The sequence below is a fragment of the Robertmurraya sp. GLU-23 genome (genome assembly GCF_052983275.1).
The window spans coordinates 339,991-360,513 of record NZ_JBRKCV010000001.1 but is presented as its reverse complement, the minus strand read 5'-3'; the positions used below and the strand labels follow the sequence as shown (position 1 = coordinate 360,513).

General features: G+C 38.4%; 22 protein-coding genes. 3 read left to right on the top strand and 19 right to left on the bottom strand.

What is annotated here, in order from left to right; all coding sequences use genetic code 11:
- Positions 1-6: 6 nt before the first annotated feature.
- The 10 genes from accC to spoIIIAA form a co-directional block, all read right to left on the bottom strand.
- Positions 7-1,365, bottom strand: a complete 1,359-nt coding sequence (accC, locus tag ACVBAX_RS01830) for an acetyl-CoA carboxylase biotin carboxylase subunit (protein WP_447115654.1) — start codon at positions 1,363-1,365, stop codon at positions 7-9.
- Positions 1,366-1,378: 13 nt separating this feature from the next.
- A complete protein-coding gene (gene accB, locus ACVBAX_RS01825; RefSeq protein ID WP_447116018.1) occupies positions 1,379-1,888 on the bottom strand; it encodes an acetyl-CoA carboxylase biotin carboxyl carrier protein in 510 nt (169 codons plus the stop codon).
- A gap of 238 nt (positions 1,889-2,126) precedes the next feature.
- A complete protein-coding gene (locus ACVBAX_RS01820) occupies positions 2,127-2,672 on the bottom strand; it encodes a SpoIIIAH-like family protein (RefSeq protein ID WP_447115653.1) in 546 nt (181 codons plus the stop codon).
- A gap of 15 nt (positions 2,673-2,687) precedes the next feature.
- The gene (spoIIIAG, locus tag ACVBAX_RS01815) at positions 2,688-3,368 is read right to left on the bottom strand and encodes a stage III sporulation protein AG (protein ID WP_447115652.1); all 681 of its coding nucleotides are present in this window, start codon (positions 3,366-3,368) and stop codon (positions 2,688-2,690) included.
- Positions 3,369-3,983: a stage III sporulation protein AF gene (gene spoIIIAF, locus ACVBAX_RS01810; RefSeq protein WP_447115651.1), complete on the bottom strand. Its 615-nt coding sequence runs from the start codon at positions 3,981-3,983 to the stop codon at positions 3,369-3,371.
- 10 nt (positions 3,984-3,993) lie between these two features.
- Positions 3,994-5,202 (bottom strand): stage III sporulation protein AE, encoded by a 1,209-nt coding sequence (spoIIIAE, locus tag ACVBAX_RS01805; protein ID WP_447115650.1) that lies wholly within the window; start codon positions 5,200-5,202, stop codon positions 3,994-3,996.
- Between the two features lie 36 nt (positions 5,203-5,238).
- Positions 5,239-5,634: a stage III sporulation protein AD gene (spoIIIAD, locus tag ACVBAX_RS01800; protein ID WP_119709093.1), complete on the bottom strand. Its 396-nt coding sequence runs from the start codon at positions 5,632-5,634 to the stop codon at positions 5,239-5,241.
- Positions 5,635-5,642: 8 nt separating this feature from the next.
- Positions 5,643-5,849, bottom strand: a complete 207-nt coding sequence (gene spoIIIAC / locus ACVBAX_RS01795) for a stage III sporulation protein AC (protein ID WP_077213937.1) — start codon at positions 5,847-5,849, stop codon at positions 5,643-5,645.
- A 32-nt stretch (positions 5,850-5,881) separates the two neighbouring features.
- Positions 5,882-6,397 (bottom strand): stage III sporulation protein SpoIIIAB, encoded by a 516-nt coding sequence (gene spoIIIAB, locus ACVBAX_RS01790; RefSeq protein WP_119709094.1) that lies wholly within the window; start codon positions 6,395-6,397, stop codon positions 5,882-5,884.
- Positions 6,398-7,315: a stage III sporulation protein AA gene (gene spoIIIAA, locus ACVBAX_RS01785; RefSeq protein ID WP_447115649.1), complete on the bottom strand. Its 918-nt coding sequence runs from the start codon at positions 7,313-7,315 to the stop codon at positions 6,398-6,400. It abuts the gene before it with no gap.
- Between the two features lie 156 nt (positions 7,316-7,471).
- On the opposite strand from spoIIIAA, the gene ACVBAX_RS01780 reads away from it, so the two are divergent.
- A complete protein-coding gene (locus tag ACVBAX_RS01780) occupies positions 7,472-8,149 on the top strand; it encodes an SIMPL domain-containing protein (RefSeq protein ID WP_447115648.1) in 678 nt (225 codons plus the stop codon).
- Positions 8,150-8,203: 54 nt separating this feature from the next.
- On the opposite strand, the gene efp is transcribed toward ACVBAX_RS01780, so the two are convergent.
- The 3 genes from efp to ACVBAX_RS01765 form a co-directional block, all read right to left on the bottom strand.
- Entirely contained in the window at positions 8,204-8,761 is a 558-nt protein-coding gene (efp, locus tag ACVBAX_RS01775) for an elongation factor P (RefSeq protein WP_430774903.1), read from the bottom strand.
- A 24-nt stretch (positions 8,762-8,785) separates the two neighbouring features.
- Positions 8,786-9,847, bottom strand: coding sequence for a Xaa-Pro dipeptidase (gene pepQ / locus ACVBAX_RS01770; RefSeq protein WP_447116017.1), 1,062 nt, complete (start codon positions 9,845-9,847; stop codon positions 8,786-8,788).
- Positions 9,848-9,933: 86 nt separating this feature from the next.
- On the bottom strand, positions 9,934-10,458 hold the full coding sequence (locus ACVBAX_RS01765) for a YqhR family membrane protein (protein WP_447115647.1): 525 nt from the start codon (positions 10,456-10,458) through the stop codon (positions 9,934-9,936).
- Positions 10,459-10,821: 363 nt separating this feature from the next.
- On the opposite strand from ACVBAX_RS01765, the gene ACVBAX_RS01760 reads away from it, so the two are divergent.
- Complete coding sequence (locus ACVBAX_RS01760) at positions 10,822-11,196, top strand: SA1362 family protein (RefSeq protein ID WP_447115646.1); 375 nt, start codon at positions 10,822-10,824, stop codon at positions 11,194-11,196.
- Between the two features lie 17 nt (positions 11,197-11,213).
- On the opposite strand, the gene ACVBAX_RS01755 is transcribed toward ACVBAX_RS01760, so the two are convergent.
- The 4 genes from ACVBAX_RS01755 to ACVBAX_RS01740 all read right to left on the bottom strand — a co-directional run bounded on the left by ACVBAX_RS01755 (position 11,214) and on the right by ACVBAX_RS01740 (position 17,116).
- Positions 11,214-12,098, bottom strand: a complete 885-nt coding sequence (locus ACVBAX_RS01755; protein ID WP_430774899.1) for a patatin-like phospholipase family protein — start codon at positions 12,096-12,098, stop codon at positions 11,214-11,216.
- A 108-nt stretch (positions 12,099-12,206) separates the two neighbouring features.
- Positions 12,207-13,232, bottom strand: coding sequence for a spore photoproduct lyase (splB, locus tag ACVBAX_RS01750; protein ID WP_447115645.1), 1,026 nt, complete (start codon positions 13,230-13,232; stop codon positions 12,207-12,209).
- 107 nt (positions 13,233-13,339) lie between these two features.
- Positions 13,340-15,892 carry a vitamin B12-dependent ribonucleotide reductase gene (locus ACVBAX_RS01745; protein ID WP_447115644.1) on the bottom strand — a complete coding sequence of 851 codons (2,553 nt, stop codon included), beginning with the start codon at positions 15,890-15,892 and terminating at the stop codon, positions 13,340-13,342.
- 387 nt (positions 15,893-16,279) lie between these two features.
- The gene (locus ACVBAX_RS01740; protein ID WP_447115643.1) at positions 16,280-17,116 is read right to left on the bottom strand and encodes a lipoate--protein ligase family protein; all 837 of its coding nucleotides are present in this window, start codon (positions 17,114-17,116) and stop codon (positions 16,280-16,282) included.
- Positions 17,117-17,289: 173 nt separating this feature from the next.
- Here ACVBAX_RS01740 and ACVBAX_RS01735 point away from each other — a divergent pair, with 173 nt between their 5' ends.
- Positions 17,290-17,670 carry a rhodanese-like domain-containing protein gene (locus ACVBAX_RS01735; protein WP_119709106.1) on the top strand — a complete coding sequence of 127 codons (381 nt, stop codon included), beginning with the start codon at positions 17,290-17,292 and terminating at the stop codon, positions 17,668-17,670.
- Positions 17,671-17,725: 55 nt separating this feature from the next.
- On the opposite strand, the gene gcvPB is transcribed toward ACVBAX_RS01735, so the two are convergent.
- Positions 17,726-19,183: an aminomethyl-transferring glycine dehydrogenase subunit GcvPB gene (gene gcvPB / locus ACVBAX_RS01730; protein ID WP_430774896.1), complete on the bottom strand. Its 1,458-nt coding sequence runs from the start codon at positions 19,181-19,183 to the stop codon at positions 17,726-17,728.
- Positions 19,176-20,522, bottom strand: coding sequence for an aminomethyl-transferring glycine dehydrogenase subunit GcvPA (gene gcvPA, locus ACVBAX_RS01725; RefSeq protein WP_447115642.1), 1,347 nt, complete (start codon positions 20,520-20,522; stop codon positions 19,176-19,178). Before gcvPA ends, gcvPB begins: the two co-directional genes overlap by 8 nt.
- Position 20,523 lies beyond the last annotated feature (1 nt).

Here is a 20,523-nt window from a genome sequence, read left to right as displayed (position 1 = left end):
CCAACATTATTTTCCTGTTTCCATTAAATCATACATTTCAAGAAATTTCGTGTTAAAGTCTCCTTCAACAAACTTTTCATGATTCAAGAGTTTTAAGTGGAATGGAATCGTTGTATGAATTCCTTCTATGACAAATTCACTTAACGCTCTTTTCATGCGTGCGATTGCTTCTTCTCTAGTACTTCCGTAAGTAATCAGCTTCGCAATCATGCTGTCATAGTATGGAGGAATCGTATAACCAGGATATGCAGCTGAATCCACACGAACTCCTAAACCTCCTGGAGGAAGATACATTTCTATTTTACCAGGAGAAGGCATGAATTTCTTCATTGGATTTTCTGCGTTAATTCTGCATTCAATCGCCCACCCATTAAACATAACTTCTTCTTGGGTTAAACTAAGCTTGTCACCAGATGCCACTTTAATTTGTTCCTTAATAAGATCTACACCAGTTACCATCTCTGTGACAGGATGTTCTACTTGGATGCGAGTATTCATTTCCATAAAATAAAACTTACGGTTTTGATAATCATAAATAAATTCTACTGTACCTGCACCAGAATAATCAACCGCTAGTGCTGCCTTAACGGCCGCTGTTCCCATTTCATGTCTTACTTCTCCGTCTAAGGCTGGAGATGGCGTTTCCTCAAGAAGCTTTTGAAGTCTTCTTTGGATGGAGCAGTCTCTTTCCCCTAAATGGATGGCATGACCATGATTATCTGCAAGTACTTGTATCTCAACATGTCGGAACTCTTCAATAAACTTTTCGATATATACCCCAGGGTTACCAAAAGCAGTTAATGCTTCTTGTTGAGTAATATTAATCCCTTTGATTAGCTCACTCTCCGTTCGGGCCACACGAATCCCTTTTCCGCCCCCACCAGCAGTCGCTTTTATTATAACTGGGTAACCAATTTTATTTGCCAATTCAATGGCTTCTTCATCGTCCTTAATGATTCCTTGGGATCCAGGAACAATGGGAACTCCTGCTTGTTTCATCGTTTCACGAGCAACGTCCTTTGTTCCCATCTTAGAGATGGCTTCAGGAGATGGTCCAACAAAAGTGATATTCACATCTCTACAAAGATCAGCAAAGTCAGCATTTTCAGCTAAGAAACCATAACCAGGATGAATTGCGTCACAGCTAGTTAGCTTAGCTACACTAATGATATTAGTAAAATTTAAGTAGCTGTCCTTTGATGCCGTTGGTCCAATGCAATATGCTTCGTCTGCAAGCTGAACATGTAAAGATTCACGGTCCGCTTCAGAATATACAGCAACAGATTCAATTCCAAGCTCACGACAAGCTCGAATAATCCGAACGGCGATTTCTCCTCGGTTCGCAATTAATAACTTTTTTATCATAGCAGACAGCTCCTTACTCTGGCTTAACTAAAAATAACGGTTGACCATACTCCACTAACTGTCCGTCTTTTACAAGTATTTCAACAATTTCTCCGTTAACTTCAGCTTCAATTTCATTAAATAACTTCATTGCTTCTACGATACAAACCACTGAATCGCTTGAAACCTTTGAGCCAACCTTAACATACACATCAGCGTCAGGTGAAGGTGATTGATAGAAAGTCCCAACCATCGGTGACGTGATTTTATGTAAGTTTGCAGTATCAGCAGCGGGTGTTTGTGCTGGTTGTGTTTGAGGTGCGATTGGCTCCTCTTGCTTTACCTCTACAGCAGCCACTGGTGCTGGTGTTCTTTCAGCAACGACTACAGGTGCTGGGGTAACTTGTTCCTTTACAGTAACTGTTCCAACAGCCGCATTCTTTTTCATTTTAATTTTTGCACCTTCATATTCATAAACAAATTCATCTAGACTTGATTGATCTACAAGTTTTATTAACTCTCTAATTTCTTGAACCTTTAACATCATACTCACCTCTAATTTACTTTTTAGCACTAGATACTAATATCATACGATAAGACCTCATAGAAGTTCAACCTTTATTCCTCTATATACATATTCGACAAAAGACCACGTTTTCATTTTTGAAATATTAGATTTTTTTAAATTTCACATACATATTCCCCTCCCGTGACTAAAGTTTGTAATAAATTAGGCCTATTTGAATAAAAAACGGAAAGCGCTCAGGCTTTCCGTTTTTCTATTATTTACTTATTTGAAATTGTACCACTGGCTTCAGCCCGCTTAATTCAGAGCGTACTAACTTTAAGATTTCATTTGCAGCTGCTGGTGAGTGGCTTTTTGCTTTTACAGTGACGCGAACTTCATCATCGCTTACTCTTACTAAAGCATCTTCATAGTCCATCGCTACAATCATTGTTTCAAGATACGCTTCTTTTTGAGTCACATCATTTAATTCTTTAATTTTATCAAGAGCTGCATTAATGTCTTCCGTTGGTAGATCCGTTGAAGCAACAGTCGTTTCTAGCTCTTCTTTTAATTTACTTCTCTCTTCATCTAGCTCTAAGCGTAGTGCTTCAAACATTTCATCGTTAGCAGTACTAGAAATGACAGTTTCCCCAGATTCTGATTTATTTTCTCCACTTACTGTTGAATCTTCCTCTGCTTCTTTTTCTACCGTAGCCATATTATTCATTTGCTGTTCTGGAGAAGTAATGTAATATACCGATAATACAACAACTAAGCTAAGCATTGTTAATAACCAAACCGTTTGTTTTTTCAATAACATCTATAAATCCCCCTTTTATTTTTTAGGCATAACAGATACTCTGTGAACCGGTACATCTAATAGTTTGGTAACGGATTCAAGTATCCATTTTTTCACTTGTATATTATCAGCTCCCTTTGCAATTACGATGACGCCACGAATAGCTGGCTTCTTCGTTTCTATTACAATAGGAACCTCTTTTTCCCCATCTCGGATAATAACTAACTGTTCATCCTTTGATTGGTCTTCGACTGTTCTTTGCCCACCCTCACGGTCAACCTCTTCGGTTTTCTGGGACTGAACAACCACATTTTTTTCTAGAATTTTTTTCTCAGTCGCGTCGACATTTACTGCTACAATGACTTCTCCAACGCCGACAATTCCCTCAAGTGTTTCCTTTAATTGATTTTCATAATGATCTTCATAGGCGGCAATGATTTCATTCCCATCTATTTTTTTCTGTCCAAATGTTTCAACGTCTTCGCTTGATTCATCGGCATTTGCTCCCGTTTCCACAGCTGAAGAACTTGGATTTGGATTTATTAGCAAATTGCTTGCTAACATAATGGCGGCTCCAATTAATAAGACGATTAAGAAGTATTGATATTTACTAGATTTTTTTTCAGGAGGGCTATCTTTACTAAATAGTTTTTTTAGGAATGTAATTGGCCCTTTATCTTGGTTAGGTTCTTTATCTTTTTCTGTATCATTTTCCACTTATTTGTTCCCCCCTTCTATGAAGATTTCAACAGCGTCTTTGTTTACATCCCATTTTTCAGAGAGAAGTGAAGACATTTCCTCGTTTTGTTCACTTACCGACTTAGATGGTAGAGGTGAGTTCGTATCAATATCAACCATTTGTACGACTTCTACTACATCCTCCGTTGTTGATTCTCGTAATGTAACAGATATCTCTTGAAGATTGTCTGGGAAGGTCGCGCTGCTCGTTTCATCCACTGATAAATCGATACTAGCAATCTCTAAACCGTACTGTTCCATCAACTCCTCTTCAACGTCCTTTTTTAATTGGACAGCCACTTCTTCTAAAGCATATGCATCAAAAGAGGCTTGTATTTCTTTTTTCTTCAATTCTATTGAATTTTCTATATTTTTTTCTGAAATGGAGTCTACTTGGGTTATAGAGGAGAGACTCTCCTCGAAATCACTAGATAATATTTTCAGAACGGGTGAAAGAATAATTGCTATTAGCAATAATCCAGTAACCATCCTGGTGTATTTTTGCATATTCGAATTTGGAAGCAGCATATCAACAACTGTTGCCAGCAAGACGAAAAGGATAATATTTGTGATCCAATCTTTTAGAAAATCCATTCCAACCCTCCTAACGGACCATCATCGTAAGGTTTCCAGCTGCAATGACAACGGTTAAACTTAAAAAAAACATCATAGATACGATAGCTAAAGCAGCAAACACGAAAACAATACTTTTACTAATGATTTCTAAACAAGCGATAACAGGTCCTCCTCCTAGAGGCTGTAAAACGGCAGCTGCAAACTTATAAATAAAGGCAATCATTAATATCTTGATCGCTGGAAAAGCGACAATTAATAGCAAAATGGCTACCCCTGCAATTCCAACGGTATTTTTCAGTAAAAGAGAAGCACTAATCACCGTGTCAGTGGCATCTGTAAACATTCGTCCAATAACTGGGATAAAATTACCGGTAATGAATTTCGCTGTTCGAATCGTAATACCATCTGTCACAGCAGCTGAAGCTCCTTGGACACTTAGAACACCAAGGAAAACGGTCAGGAAGATCCCGAGTAATCCAATGCTCCAATTTCTTAACAGATTGCCCAATTGAGTCACTTTGTGATGCTCTGATAAAATACTCACAATGCTAAGTACAGCTCCTAAAAACAGAAGTGGTAAAACCACATATTGTATAAACATTCCACTGCTATTCATAAGGAATAAAATCACTGGATGGAAAAAGGCTGCAGATACAAGCCCCCCCGACGAGGCAATCAATGCAAGAAGTAGCGGTATAAGCGCTAAGATGAAGGAAATCATAGTTGTTATCGTATCATTTGTATACTGGATGGCTACATGAAAACTATTTAGCGCGATAATAATTAACACCATAAATACAATCGCATACGCTACTTTACTAACTGTGCTCTTTTCAAATGAATTTTGCAGTGTTTGCAAAAACATGGAGAACACGGTAAGTAAAATAAGGGTCCCAAGAAGTTTTCCATTCACAACAAATTCGTGAAAAATAAATTTAATTATTCCATTCGTCCACTCTTTTAAGGAAAATTGCTTGTCCCCTTTAATAAAATCGTATAGGCTTCCCTTTTGACTTTCAGGGAGAAACCCTCCGTATTCTGTCGTAATCTTTTCCCAGAACACTTTCATTTCATCGATATCTAAAGCTTCAAGCTGTTCCTCCATCATTTGTTCAGGATTTAGGACTGACTGTGAAGAAGATTGAGTTTCATCGTTTGTCTCTGCCTTACTTGTTGGGACTAACAAAAATAGAATGAGAAATAAGAGAGAGATTGTTTTGAAGATTAGTTGCTTCAACTTTTTCACCTTCTTTTATTCTGTTCAGTGGCTCAACTAATTTGGGATTAATGCAATAATTGTTTCTATCAGTACAGTCAAAATGGGAATCGCCATAGCAAGTATTAGTATTTTCCCAGCCATCTCAATTTTCGAGGCAATTGCAGCTTGTCCCGCATCCTTTGTAATTTGAGAAGCAAACTCCGCGATATAAGCGATTCCGATAATTTTCAGAATGGTTTCTACGTAAATGATATTTACATTTGCATTTATCGCTATTTTTTCAAGCATATGGATAATCGCGTAGATTTGGTCGATTAAATAGAGAAAGATGGAACATCCAACAAATACGATTAGCAAAAAGGCGAAATTTGGTTTTTGCTCCTTTACTACAAGAGCTAAAAAGGTAGCAATAAGTGCAAACCCAACTATTTGTAAAATTTCAATCGTCAAACCCTCCTTTACCCTTGGAATAGGAACACTGATTTGATTTTTTGAAATAATTCATCCACAATAGAAGCAACCATAAACAATATATAAATAAAGCCAAATAAAGTTACCCACTGAGCGTACTCTTTCTTTCCGACTTGATCGAGAATTGTGTGTAAAAACGCAACTACAATGCCTACTCCAGCTATTTTAAAAATAATATCCACTTCTAAACCCATTTGCTTATCCTCCTAAGACCACATTCGATTTTTTACATCAATAGAATAACTAGAAGTAACCCTGATAGAAATCCTAAGCTTTTCATCATTTTTTCATATCTCGATTGCTTGTCATACGCATCCGCTTCTTCACGCTCTAGATGGGTTAATGCCAAACGAATTTGTTTTTGTTGCGAGAAACGATCATGTCTCCCAAGCGTCTCACCAAATTGCTTCATAATCTCATATTCTCCTTGTTTTAACGCTGTGAGCTTCCAAACCTCTTGTAGACTTTCCTCCCACGCATCTTTTACCGTAGTCTCAGAGTTGGTTAGTTTCTTCGAAAAGGATTCAAAAAACCAAGAAAGAGGCTTGGAAAGCTGTGAAGCTAATCTTCTAGCTGCTTCATGAAGAGGGGTATGACCATACATGATCTCAGCCTCAAGTGATTGTAACGCAGACTTTAATTGTCTTAGTTGACGAGGCCTTTCTGTTAAGTGCCTAGAGGCTTCAAAGCCCGTCCAAGTAGTAGCAATGATAATAAAAACGGCTCCGATTAACTTTATCATTTATGTCACACTCACTTTTCTGACCATTTCCCTACCATGTTGATCCTTCACTGAAAGTATCGTGCCTGGCCCTTCTAATCGGCTTAATTCGATAAATCTTTGGAATATTCCACTATTGATAATCGGTGTTAATGTGGGTCTTTTTACAAGATCTGCGTACGAATGGCCATGTGTCGTCGTTAAAAGCGAGATTCCTGCATGAACTGCTTCTAAAATAGCCTCGCCATCTTCTTCTCTACCAATTTCATCTACAACTAACACATCAGGGCTCATAGAGCGAATCATCATCATCATTCCTTCAGCTTTTGGACAAGAATCCAATACATCTACTCTCGGTCCGAATGTCAGCTGAGGAACACCATTTATACTTCCGGCAATCTCAGATCGCTCATCAACAATTCCAACCTTGGCTGCTGGTATCGTTTTTGTACCTGTTGAAATCACTCTCGCTAAATCTCTTATTAACGTTGTCTTTCCTGTCTGTGGCGGACCAATGATCATGGTATGCAACCAGTCTCCTTCATATAGAAATGGGAGGAGACTATGACTAATCCCGATTTTCTCTCTTGCTATACGGAAGTTAAAAGATGAAACATCTGTAATTGCTTTCACCTTGCCCGCCTCCAAAATTACTTTCCCTGCAAGACCTACCCGATGGCCGCCTGCCACCGTAACATATCCTCTTTTTAATTCTTCTTCTAATGTATAGATAGAAAAATGACTGATCTTATTCAGTAGTTGTATCGCATCTTCTGCTTTTACCGTATAAGATAAAAAGATTGGTTTTCCCCCACAGGTAATTTCCAAGGGGCGACCAATTCTGATTCGAATTTCTTCCATATCATTTAATTGAAAGGGTGACAGTTGATTCATTTGATTGGCAATTGCTTTAGGTAACATACCAATAACGTCTTCCATAACATTTCCTCCTGTCCTCAGAACCTTTCTCATTAATTCATTTGTATGCCTGCTTGGCCACATTATGACTCCTGAATTCTATAAATAAGAGTAGAATCTTATTCCTTAGACTGCATACATTTTACAAAGAGAATTACTGAAAAAGGAGGGGATGATATGTATCAAGATTACACCCATGTATGGAACCATTATCCTTCTAGAGCAACAAATACAAATGAAATTAGGGTGATAGGGGAAGGAACAGTTGATATACAACCTGACCAGGCCGATGTTATTATTGGGATCATTACGGAGAATAAGGAACTCGTGCCCGCACAACGAGAAAATGCACAATTGAGTTCTGCTGTTGTGGATGCTTTACTTGCACTCCAAATTCCGAGAGACAAAATTAAAACATCTGATTATTCCATTTTCCCTCAATACGACTTTGTTGATGGCGTGCAAACGTTTAGAAATTATAAAGTAGAGCATCGTCTAACAGTTACTTTATCCAATATGGAGCAAATTGGCATGGTCGTTGATAAAGCAATAGAAAGTGGAGCAAACAGTATACAAGCGATTAATTTTTCAGCAAAGAATGTCTTAAATCAACAACAACAAGCACTCACTCTTGCCGTTAATGATGCGACACAGAAGGCTGCAGCGGTTGCACAAGCCTTACGTGTTCAACTCAAGCATCCGCCTATACACATTATTGAAGGTGGCAGTGCTGTAACAATCCCTGAACCACTTTATGCTACGATGCCTATGGTAAAAGGAGTAAGTACAACGATAGAACCGGGGCTGCTCCAAGTTAAGGCAACCCTTACGGCCGTCTTCCAATTTACTACGTAACAAAAAAAGACACTCAATCGAGTGTCTTTTTCATTCATTATAATAAGTACATTATTAAGCTCTTGAAACGTATGAAGCTTCTGTTGTGTTGATGATTAATCGATCACCTTGGTTAATAAAGAAAGGCACTTGAACAGAAAGACCCGTTTCTAAAATAGCAGGTTTTGTTCCGCCTGATGCTGTGTCACCTTTGATACCTGGCTCTGTTTCAGTAACTTCAAGCTCAACAGTATTAGGAAGTTCAACTCCTAGTGTTTCACCTTGATACATCATGATATGAACTTCCATGTTTTCTTTTAAAAACTTTAGTTCATATTCAATTGCTGTTGCAGGAAGCTCGATTTGATCATATGACTCTACGTCCATGAAAACATGTTGCTCTCCGTTTGCGTATAAATACTGCATTTTACGGTTGTCGATTTGCGCTTTCGCTACCTTTTCTCCCGCACGAAATGTCTTTTCTTGAACTGCTCCTGTGCGGAGGTTACGAAGCTTTGAACGAACAAATGCCGCACCTTTTCCAGGCTTAACGTGTTGGAAATCCATTACACGCCATAAGCCGCCATCTACTTCAATTGTTAAACCTGTACGAAAATCGTTTACTGAAATCATTAATAAATCCTCCTAATAAGTGCATTAAAGAATAATAAGTTCTTTTGTAGAGTAAGTGAGGGATTCATTTCCATCCTTCGTAATAATCGTATCATCTTCAATACGAACACCGCCAAGCCCTGGAATATAAATACCAGGTTCAACAGTTACAATCATTCCTTCTTGAAGAACAAGATCTGATCTTACTGATAGTGCAGGACCTTCATGCACTTCTAGACCAATACCATGTCCCGTCGAATGACCGAAATATTCACCATACCCATGTGAAGAAATATGATTTCTTGTCAACGCGTCGGCTTCTTTTCCCGTCATTCCTGGTTTGATTCCTTCCATCCCAAGTAATTGTGCTTGTAATACAATATTGTAAATTTCCTTTAGCTTATCATCAGGTTCTCCAACTGATACAGTTCTTGTAATGTCGGATACATAGCCTTTATAATATGCCCCAAAGTCAAGTGTTACAAAATCACCTGCTTCAATCACTTTTTCACTAGCCACTCCATGAGGAAGTGCAGATCGAATTCCTGAAGCAACAATTATATCAAAAGATGATGAAGTTGCACCTCTTTTTCTCATAAAGAACTCAAGCTCATTCGAAACCTCTAACTCTGTTATCCCTGGACGAATAAAGCCTAAAATATGTGTAAACGCAGCATCTGCAATCTTTGCTGCTTCCTTTAATATCTTAATCTCTGCGTCAGTCTTTATCAAGCGCAACTTTTCAATCACGCCTGATAATGGTACTAGTTCTGTTTGGACTGCTTCTTTATAGGATTGATAAGAAGAATATGTAACATGTTCTTGTTCAAAGCCAAGTCTAGTGATTCCAAGCTCTTTAACTCGTGCTGCTACTTCCTCAGGTATGGTACCGTTATGCTTTACGATTTCGAAACCTACACATTGCTTTTCTGCTTGTTCGACGTAACGAAAATCAGTAATAAATTGTGCACGATCTTTACTAATGAGGACAACTCCCGCTGACCCAGTGAAATTAGACATATAGCGACGATTAAAACTACTTGTTATAAGGATTCCATCAATATTTAACTTTTCTATCTCAGCTCTTAATTTATTTAATTTTTCCATCATTCTCTCCCTTTCGTATGTTTATTCTGTGTAACGAAAAAAGAATGCTCAATAAGAACATTCTAACACATCCTTTTTTCGTTACACTAGTCTGGAGAGAACTGAGGTTCATGGTTGGCCTTTTTTATTTTCTTCATTTCATGTTCTTCATAGGAAATCGAATAACCGATAAACGTCCCATATAAAACATAAAAACAAGCTGTAGTAATTAAAGTATTTAACTCCAACTTTCTAAATGGAGGAATTCCAGGGAAGATTGGGTTAAGTACGAACAATACCAATGCAAGTAACGCAAGTCCAAAGCCCATGCTAATAAATATACTCCTAAAACGTCTGAGCGCTATGTAATACATAATGGCAACCCCAATTGAAATAACTCCGAGAAGAATAATCGAAATGACAGTACCAAGCCATTGTTTCTTCCATGCGCCGATCGCCCATGGTTCTAAGATAACCCTTGGATGAATTTCAGTGAAGTTAAAATACCAAGCAATAAATGCAAGACCACTCCATAGTATTCCTCCTACAAACCCTGTAATAATGACCATAGACATAAATGATAATGGTTTTTCGTGCTGTTCTTGCTCATATTTCCCCTTATTTTCTGCCATTAAAACCACCTCCATTTGTATTATGTCCCACGGCATTTCTTATCTTACTTATAAATAAAAATAATTTGATTTCTGTCAATTTAAGTCTACATGATAGAGGTTTTTTTCCTTTTCTAGTAGAATAAATAATAAGATAAGATTTTATTAAACAAATGTAAAAACGGTGTTCCAATATCGTGGAAAGTTGCATAAATTAATTAATACCTTTAAAACGTTTTATACAATAACAACCTCACCATTAAAATGTGCAAGCCCAATCTCCTCATCTTTTAACCAAGAATGGGTGGAAATTGTGTAATTGTCATAGCAGCTAGTTTAAAAGCGGAAAAAAATGCTAATCATGCTTTTAGGGAGGTGGCTTTCATGAAAAATCGAACTTCGCTTATTTTTATCGTTTGTTTAGTTACTTTAGCTGCCATTGGTGTAGTTTCTAGACTTATGGTCAATCCGAGTGAATTTTTTAAAAGTATTTTTGTGTTTGTAATTGTCGGAGTCATTCTGTACTTTTTGGTTCGACATTTTTATAAGGGAAGTCCCGACAAAAAAGAACAGCATGCGTTCCGCAAAGCTGCTAAGCGTTCAAAAAAGAAGTATGTACAAAAAGAGGGTCGGAAACCTTCAGCCAAAAGTGGCTCCATTACTTCGTTAAAAAAGCATGCGAATAAATCCAAATCAGCCACACATTTAACGGTCATTGAAGGTCGAAAAGGTAAAAAGAAAAACCGAGCATCTTTTTAGACGCTCGGTTTCTCTTTTTAATAACTCCACTTTGAAAAGAATTGGGAAGCTCTTTCCTTCCCTAAATCGAAAAGGATTTGCTTTTTTTCCTCAGTCAATTCGAACTCCGTTGTTAATACCCCTTCTGTAGGGATAAAGATGATATTTTTTTCATGCTTTCTTGAAATATACCTCGAGTCATGAGCATCCTTCATTGTCTCAAACAGAGCCTCGTATAACTTAATTGCGTTGGTTATTTGTTTAATCGGTCGATCTTGAATACTATGAGAAAGTTTGATTCCTAATACGGGTCGGACCTTTTTTACATTCTCACTATCAAATAGCCACATGGGAAAATTACTAAGAACCCCACCATCAACAACTGTACTTGTCGTATGGTCATGCTTTATTTTAACTGGTTCAAAGAAATAAGGTAAGCTACAGCTCATTCGGATTGCTTTCGCAACTGAAAATGAATTTGGATTAATTCCATAGTACGGCAAATCATCTGGGAGGATAATTAATCGGCCATTTGATAAGTCCGAAGCGACAACTCTTAAAGCTTGTGGTTCAAGGTCTGCAAATGTTCGAACACCTTTTTGTGCAAGCTTTTCAGCAAGCCATTCTTCAAGTTTCTGTCCCTTGTAAATCCCAAGTCGCCAATAAAGAAGAATCCATTTAGCCACACGAAAGGGTAGATACGAAGGCCGAGTATCTAAAAACGTTTTTAAATCCAATTCATTTATAAGCTCATAAACCTCTTTGCTTGTATAGCCTGCAGCAATTAACGACGCAATAATGGAGCCTGCACTCGTTCCTGCCACTCTTTTGAATCGAAAGCCTCTATTTTCAATTGCTTCATAGGCACCAACTAAGGCAATTCCCTTAATGCCTCCCCCAGAAAAAACGCCGTCAATATACATGAAAGTCACTCCTTAGATGCACATATATGATACATCTTTAAGCAGTAACTTCATGAAATAGTACGGCGGACAATCTAAATCATTTTATTTTTTTATCGTATGGGCCTTTTACGTAAAGTAGCTAACCTCTGCATTGGGAAAATACTCTTTTACATACCCTCGAATCGTTTGCTCCATTTCTGCTGCTTCATCGGTTTGATACACGTACTTTCCAATTCCGTAACGCCCCCATTTGTATTTTCTTTTTTCTTCATCCATTTCGAGCTTTGTTTTCGGGTAGCGCTTTTCAATTACCTTTTTGGCTGGCTTCGTAAAACGGTGTTGAATTAATTCAAAGGTTAAGTTAGGCAACTCAATTCCTTGTAATGAGTCACTTAGACGTTCAAATAACTCTCGATACCCTTCCTTCCAGTCCTCATGAAGATAAATAGGGGCAACAATAAACCCAAGTGGATAACCCGCATCAGCTACTTTCTTAGCGGCTTCAAGACGTTCATCAAATGTTGATGTTCCCGGTTCGAAATTTTTAATTACATACCGTGAATTCACACTAAAGCGAAATCGTGTTTTCCCATTATGTTTCGCATCAAGCAAATGGTCGACATGATGATATTTCGTTACAAAACGAAGCTGACCATACTCTGTTTGACCGATAAACTCAATCGTTTTCTTTAAGGAATGAGTTAAATGATCTAAGCCAACAATGTCTGATGTACAAGCGGCTTCGAATCGAGTGATCTCTGGAGCTCGTTCATCCATATATTTTTGAGCCTGATTAAAAATATCCTCGAGATTTACGTATGTTCGAATATACGGCTTACTTCCTAATGTAGTTTGTAAATAACAGTAATGACAATGCCCCATGCATCCTGTTGCTAAAGGAATGGCGTATTCGGCTGAGGGCTTAGATGTATCAAACTTTAATGTTCTTCTTACACCAACAACTAAGGTGGACTTTGCATTCCGGTATTGTTGAAGTTCATTGTCTCCAGGAATTCCACGTATTTGATTATGTGAAGTTGTTTCTCTTATTTCAAGGCCCATGTCTTCAAACTTTCGTTTCAATTCTTTACCGAGTTCATACTCCAGTGCACCTGGTTCTATATAAACAAGCTGTGGAACGAATGGCTTCATTTTTTTCCCTCATTTCATCAACCTAGTTATACAGGTAGTATGAACAAAAAAATAAAGAAACGAAAAAAGAGGATGGAACAATTATTTCCATCCTCTTTAACCTCAAATTATAGACCACACTTTAACTGTGCGTTACAGTTTGTACAAGTGTTACAGCCACCGATTTCTTTTACTTTTCCTTTACGACATACAGGACAAGTATTTCCAACTTCAGAACCAATGGTCACATCAGTCGATCGAAGATCCGAAATGGTATCAACTAATACCACATGTGTTTTTTCCACATTTGGCTCAAATTCATCAGCCGTATTTTCTTCTGCCTTCAGTGTTAATACCTGGCTATCACGTGATCCATCCACATAAACGGTACCACCCTTTGCTCCACCGCGGTATAAACGCTCATACACCTTTTCTACCTGCTCAACGCTATATCCTTTTGGCGCATTTACCGTTTTACTTATTGAACTATCAATCCATCTTTGGATGACACATTGTACGTCAGCATGCGCTTCAGGTGAAAGCTCCATCGCTGATACGAACCAGCTTGGCAACTGATCAGGATCCGCTTCTGGGTGTCGGTCAAGATAATCTTGTACAATATCTGCCTTTACTTCAATAAACTTCCCAAGACGTCCACTACGGAAATATGAGAACGAGAAGTAAGGCTCAAGACCCGTGGATACACCTACCATTGTTCCAGTTGATCCTGTAGGAGCTACTGTTAGCAAGTGAGAATTACGGATTCCAGTTTCTAGAATAGCTTCTCTCACATGCTCAGGCATCTTTTGCATAAAGCCCGTTTGCGTAAATGCTTTACGAAGACGATTCGTTTCTTCATCTGTAGTGCCTACAAGGAACGGAAAGCTGCCTTTTTCCTTCGCTAGTTCAACAGATGTTTCATAGGCTGTTGTTGCAATTGTTTCAAACACTTTATCAATTAGAACATTTCCTTCTTCAGAACCGTATTCTGTCTCACAATAGATCAGAAGATCATGTAAGCCCATTACACCAAGTCCTACACGTCTTTCTCCTAATGCTTGGTTCTTATTGTCTTCAAGGAAGTATGGTGTAGCATCAATAACGTTATCTTGCATACGAACGCCGACAGCGACCGTTTGTCTTAACTTTTCAAAATTAACCGTTTTTGTCTCTTTATCTGCCATCTCCGCTAAGTTAACAGCAGCAAGGTTACACACGGAATATGGTGCAAGAGGTTGTTCTCCACATGGATTTGTAGCTACTACTTGTTGACCATATGCTTTCGCATTTGTCATGTCGTTTGCGTTGTCGATGAAGAAGATTCCAGGCTCAGCTGAGTATGTCGCACAGATGTTAATAAGATTCCATAATTCTTTTGCCTGGATCTTTCTGTACACTCGTACTTTATGGTCTTGTTTTTCCCACTCACGAACGTCCCCGACTTTATGCCACTCTTCGTTGTAAACTTTCATTTCCTCAGCATCATAGCTTTCCACATCTGGGAAACGAAGTTCGTACGCTGTATCATTTTCAACTGCAGTCATAAACTCTTTCGTTAAACAGATAGAAATATTCGCTCCTGTTAAGAATTCTGAGTTATGAACGGAGAAATTTCCTCCAGTAGCAAGCTTTTCTTCAGCGTCTGCAATGTTTTTCTCAGAAAAACCACCATGACCTGGAATCGTTTTGTAATTAGCAATCCCTTGGTACATAGAACGCTCACTCTCTGTAAGAGGAGAAAACTTTAGTTTTTCTTTCGCATATTTTTTAATCGTTTCATCTTTTGTTGTCTCAAGTAAGAAACGAAGAATTCTTGGATTTTGCATTTTTGAAATAATGAATTCAATAATGTCAGGATGCCAGTCGGCTAACATGATCATTTGGGCACCACGTCTTGACCCACCTTGTTCAACCAAGTGAGTTAGCTTTGCAATATCATCCAACCACGATACTGAACCAGATGATTTGCCGTTTACTCCACGAGCAAGTGTGTTTCTTGGTCTTAGGGTTGAACCGTTCGTTCCAACTCCACCACCGCGGCTCATGATTTCCATTACTTGCTTACGATGCTCGGAGATTCCTTCACGAGAATCTTGCACAAATGGCATAACATAACAATTGAAGAATGTTACTTCTGTTCCAGCACCTGCTCCATAAAGAACTCGTCCTGCTGGAATGAAGTTTAAGTTAACTAGTTCCTGGTAAAACTTCTGGAACCATTCAGCCTTCTTTTCTTCTGTTCTCTCTACTGAAGCCAAGCCTGTTGCGTTGCGTTTCGCAATTTGCTCATAGAACACTTCCAATGGCTTTTCAATGACATCAAGCGAACGATTAATAACTCCTGTACTAGCTTCTTCCGGGTCATCTAGAACTCCTCTAAACTCCTCATCAACAAGCACTTTAGCCATCTTTTGGTCCCAATCAATTTCAAGAATAAATCCAAGACCTCTCGCAGGAAACTTCGGATCTTCTTTAATTGTAAGAACAACAAAATCTCCGTTCGATAATGTTAGCTTTTCCGTATCTTTAAATGTATAACGGTCAAGCATAACTAGTCTTGATACCCCTTTATGAGTAATCTTCATATCTGGGGTTACTGGATGCACCTGAGGAAACAAGCTAATGTCCTTGTTCAAGCTCTCGACATCAATATTCATTTTTTTTCTAAACGCAACAGACATACACACAACTCCTTTAAAATATACAAATGCTTCTTTTAATCTACTCTGTAAAAAACTACTAATAGAAATTTAGAATCTAGCACAGCTAGGAATATTCTTAAATTACCACAGTCCAATTGTGAAATCAACTATATTGTCTACATATAGTATATATTTTTCCAAAACAACCACTATATATTGTGTTTAGTTCAAACACCTGCAATTTTGTCAAACTCAAAAAAATTAAGAATCTAGCGAAAAGAGATGATTTTTGTAGATTTTCGAGCGAAAGCGATAAATTTTAACAAATTTCGCTCCTTGCTTTTTCTAACAATGAGACAAACCTACGTACTATAGGCTTTTTTCCTATAACTTTACAAAAAAAAGAAAAGCGACATATTTCGACGCTTATCTTTTAAAATTCCATTCATTACTTTCATACCGTTCTCGCGCCAGTTTATGAACATATTCTAGCTGCTCTTCCGAAAGCTCAAATGGTTGCAATTTTATATTTAGACCTTGTTCGAACCCCTCTTTAAAAGCATGTTTGGCTTCTTCTACCTCTATTTGTCTTGAACTAATTTCATTAATGGCCACAGCCTTGTTTTTAAAGGCTTTTTGCATACGTTCTTTTACTCTTTCGTTCGGATATTTAAAAAGACTAAACAGCTTATCTTCATCTATATCTAGTAGGATGGAACCATGCTGCAGAATAACACCTTTTTGTCTTGTTTGCGCACTTCCTGCTACTTTTCTTCCCTCAACAACTAGCTCATACCAGCTTGGAGCATCAAAGCAAACAGCTGAACGAGGATTTTTTAGAGAATCTCTTTCTTCTGCTGTTTTAGGAACCGCAAAGTAAGCTTCTAACCCTAGTAGCTGAAAACCTTTTAATATTCCTTCAGAGATTACGCGGTATGCTTCTGTTACCGTTTTAGGCATGTCGGGATGTTCTTCTGTCACAATAACACTATAAGTTAGCTCTTGGTCATGAAGTACCCCTCTTCCACCGGTTGGTCTACGTACGAAACCGAGGTGATGTTCTTTCACCTTATCAAGATCGATTTCCTTCTCAACCTTTTGGAAATATCCTATAGAAAGAGTAGCCGGATTCCAGCCATAAAAGCGGATAATTGGCGGAATCTCTCCTTTACTATGCCAATCAAGTAATGCTTCATCCAATGCCATATTAAAAGAAGGAGATCCTTCTCCTGAATCAATGAAACCCCATATTTCTTTGTTCATAATGAAACCTCTTTTTCTAATGTTGAAATCTAGCTCTATTAGCTTAACAAATGAAACGAATGAAAGAAAGTAACATGTCCTCAAAAATTAAGTTGTTCCTCTTTACCCAAAGTCTCAACATCGATATAATATAACTTGGCGTAATGCTTGTTCGAAAGGAGACATGTTACTTTATGGATACTCTTTACTTTATCCTTATACTTGTAGTTGCCATTATCGCTTACTCTGTGATTACATGGCTCTACCAACGAAAAATTGTAAAAACGCTGAATGAACAACAATTCCGTGAAGGCTATCGAAAAGCTCAACTAATTGATGTGCGTGAACCGAACGAGTATGAAGCAGGACATATTTTAGGAGCTAGAAACATTCCTCTATCGCAATTTAAAATGCGCATGAAAGAAATTCGTCCTGACAAACCGGTTTATCTATATTGCCAAAGTGGGATGAGAAGTGGCCGTGCAGCACAAACACTTTACCGTAAAGGTTATAAAGATCTTTCTCACCTTGAAGGCGGATTCAAAAAGTGGTCTGGTAAAATTAAAGTGAAGTAAGAGAAAAGGATTCCTAGCTCTTTAGAGCGGAATCCTTTTTGTTTTCTTAACATCACTATGCTTGATACCTCAAAATTGGCTTTCTTGCAGCTGTTGTTTCATCCAATCTCCCTACAACTGTAGTGTGTGGGGCTTCTTGAACAATTTCAGGGTTCTCTTCTGCTTCCTTTGCAATTTGAATCATTGCTTCAATAAATGCATCTAGAGTTTCCTTCGACTCTGTCTCTGTTGGCTCAATCATGATGCATTCCTCTACATTTAGCGGGAAATAAATAGTTGGCGGGTGATATCCGAAGTCCAACAGGCGCTTCGCTATATCTAGTGTACGAACACCCAGCTTCTTTTGTCTCTTTCCACTTAGGACGAACTCATGTTTACAATGCCTGTCAAACGGTAAATCAAAATATGGTTCAAGACGTCTCATCATATAATTCGCATTTAAAACAGCATATTCCGTTACTGCTTTTAATCCATCAGGACCCATTGTACGAATATACGTATACGCTCTTACATTAATCCCAAAATTACCGTAGTATGGTTTTACACGTCCAATTGACTGTGGACGATCGTAGTCTAACACAAATTCTCCGTCTTTCTTCGTAACAATTGGCTTTGGTAAGTATGGAATTAAATCTTTCTTCACCCCAACAGGACCAGAACCAGGACCACCGCCACCATGTGGGCCAGTGAATGTTTTATGAAGGTTTAAATGGACAACATCAAAGCCCATATCTCCTGGTCTAGCTTTAGAAAGTACTGCATTTAAGTTTGCTCCATCGTAATAAAGCTTTCCACCAGCTTCGTGAACAATCTGCGCCATTTCCAGAATATTTTCCTCAAACAAACCAAGAGTATTTGGGTTGGTTAGCATTAGGGCAGCCGTGTCTTCTCCAACAACACTTCTTAGGTCATTTAAATCAACTAATCCATTTTCATCGGACTTAACAGTAATGGTTTCAAAACCTGCGACTGTTGCTGAAGCTGGATTTGTTCCGTGAGCGGAGTCTGGTACAATTACCTTTGTTCTTTTTGTGTCGCCATTTGCTTCATGGAAGGCACGAATGAGCATAAGTCCCGTCCACTCACCATGTGCACCTGCTGCAGGCTGCAATGTAACTTCATCCATACCCGTAATCTCAATTAGATGCTCCTGAAGATCATACATAAGCTCCAATGCACCTTGAACAGAGCTTTCATCTTGAAGGGGGTGTAGATGAGCAAAACCAGCTATACGAGCTACGTTTTCGTTGATCTTTGGGTTGTATTTCATCGTACAAGATCCAAGAGGGTAAAATCCGGAATCTACTCCATGATTTCTTTTGGAAAGAGCTGTGTAATGACGCATGATATCAAGCTCAGAAACCTCGGGTAGGTTCGGTTCAACAGCTCGCAAATAATCTGCTGGAATTAAATCGTCTATGTTTACCTCAGGGATATCTGTCTCTGGGAGACTATATCCTATTCGGCCAGAGGTACTTAATTCAAAAATGAGCGCTTGGTCTTCCTTATGCATGATAATCCCCCATTCGATCAACAAATAGATCTATTTCTTCTTTTGTACGTAGTTCGGTTACGGCTACGAGCATGTGATTCTTCAACTCTGGATAATCACGACCGAGATCATAACCTCCAATGATTCCTTCCTGTAAAAGCTGTTGGTTCACTTCTTTCACAGGCTTATTTAGTACAACAACAAATTCGTTAAAACATGGTCCATTAAAGGCAATTGTGAATCCTTTATTATCAAATGCTTTCTTTGCATAGTGAGCTCTTTGGATATTGCTCACAGCCATTTCTTTGACGCCTTTTTTCCCTAAAGCCGTCATAGCGACAGAAGCAGCTAGAGCATTCAATGCTTGGTTTGAGCAAATATTAGATGTTGCCTTGTCACGTCGGATATGTTGTTCTCTTGCTTGAAGCGTTAAAACAAACCCTCTTCTTCCTTGATCATCTTTTGTTTGACCAACAAGACGACCAGGAATTTTACGAACCAACTTATTCGTTACAGCAAAATAACCGCAATGTGGTCCACCGAATGATGTTGGAATTCCAAACGGTTGCGCATCTCCCGCTACAATATCAGCACCAAAGGCTCCAGGAGGTGTTATTGCACCAAGGGACAAAGGATTGCTTGATACTACAAACATTGCTTTGTTAGCATGTATGATTTCCTCGAGTTCTTTCATCGGCTCGATTCTTCCAAAGAAGTTTGGATATTGAACGATAACGGCTGCAATATCATCACCCATTTCGCTCTTTAAAGCATCTAAATCAGTCACACCATCTTTGTATGGAATCTCTACGACTTCTACGTATTGTCCTTTAGCATACGTCTTGACTACATCCTTTGTTTCTGGATGTACCGTACTAGAGAGAAGCACCTTTTTACGTTTCGTATGACCAGAGCTTAGCATCGCTGCTTCTGCCAAAGCGGTCCCTCCGTCGTACATAGAAGAGTTTGCAACGTCCATACCTGTTAATTCACAAATCATTGTTTGAAATTCAAAGATTGCCTGTAACTCACCTTGTGAGATTTCTGGTTGATATGGTGTATACGCTGTGTAAAATTCTGAACGCGAAAGAACATGATCAACAATAACCGGCATGTAGTGATCATACACACCTGCCCCTAAAAAGGAAGTATGTGAGCGTAAGTCGGCATTTTTAGCAGCCAAAGTTGTTAATTCTTTTAATAAGGCTGTCTCCGATTTAGCTTTTTTAATCTTATATTCTCCCTTAAACTGAACACTTTCTGGAATATCGTTAAAAAGCTCCTGAACATCGGAAATTCCGATTTCTTCTAGCATGGCTTTTTTATCGGTTTCTGTCATTGGTAAGTAGCGATGCTTCATG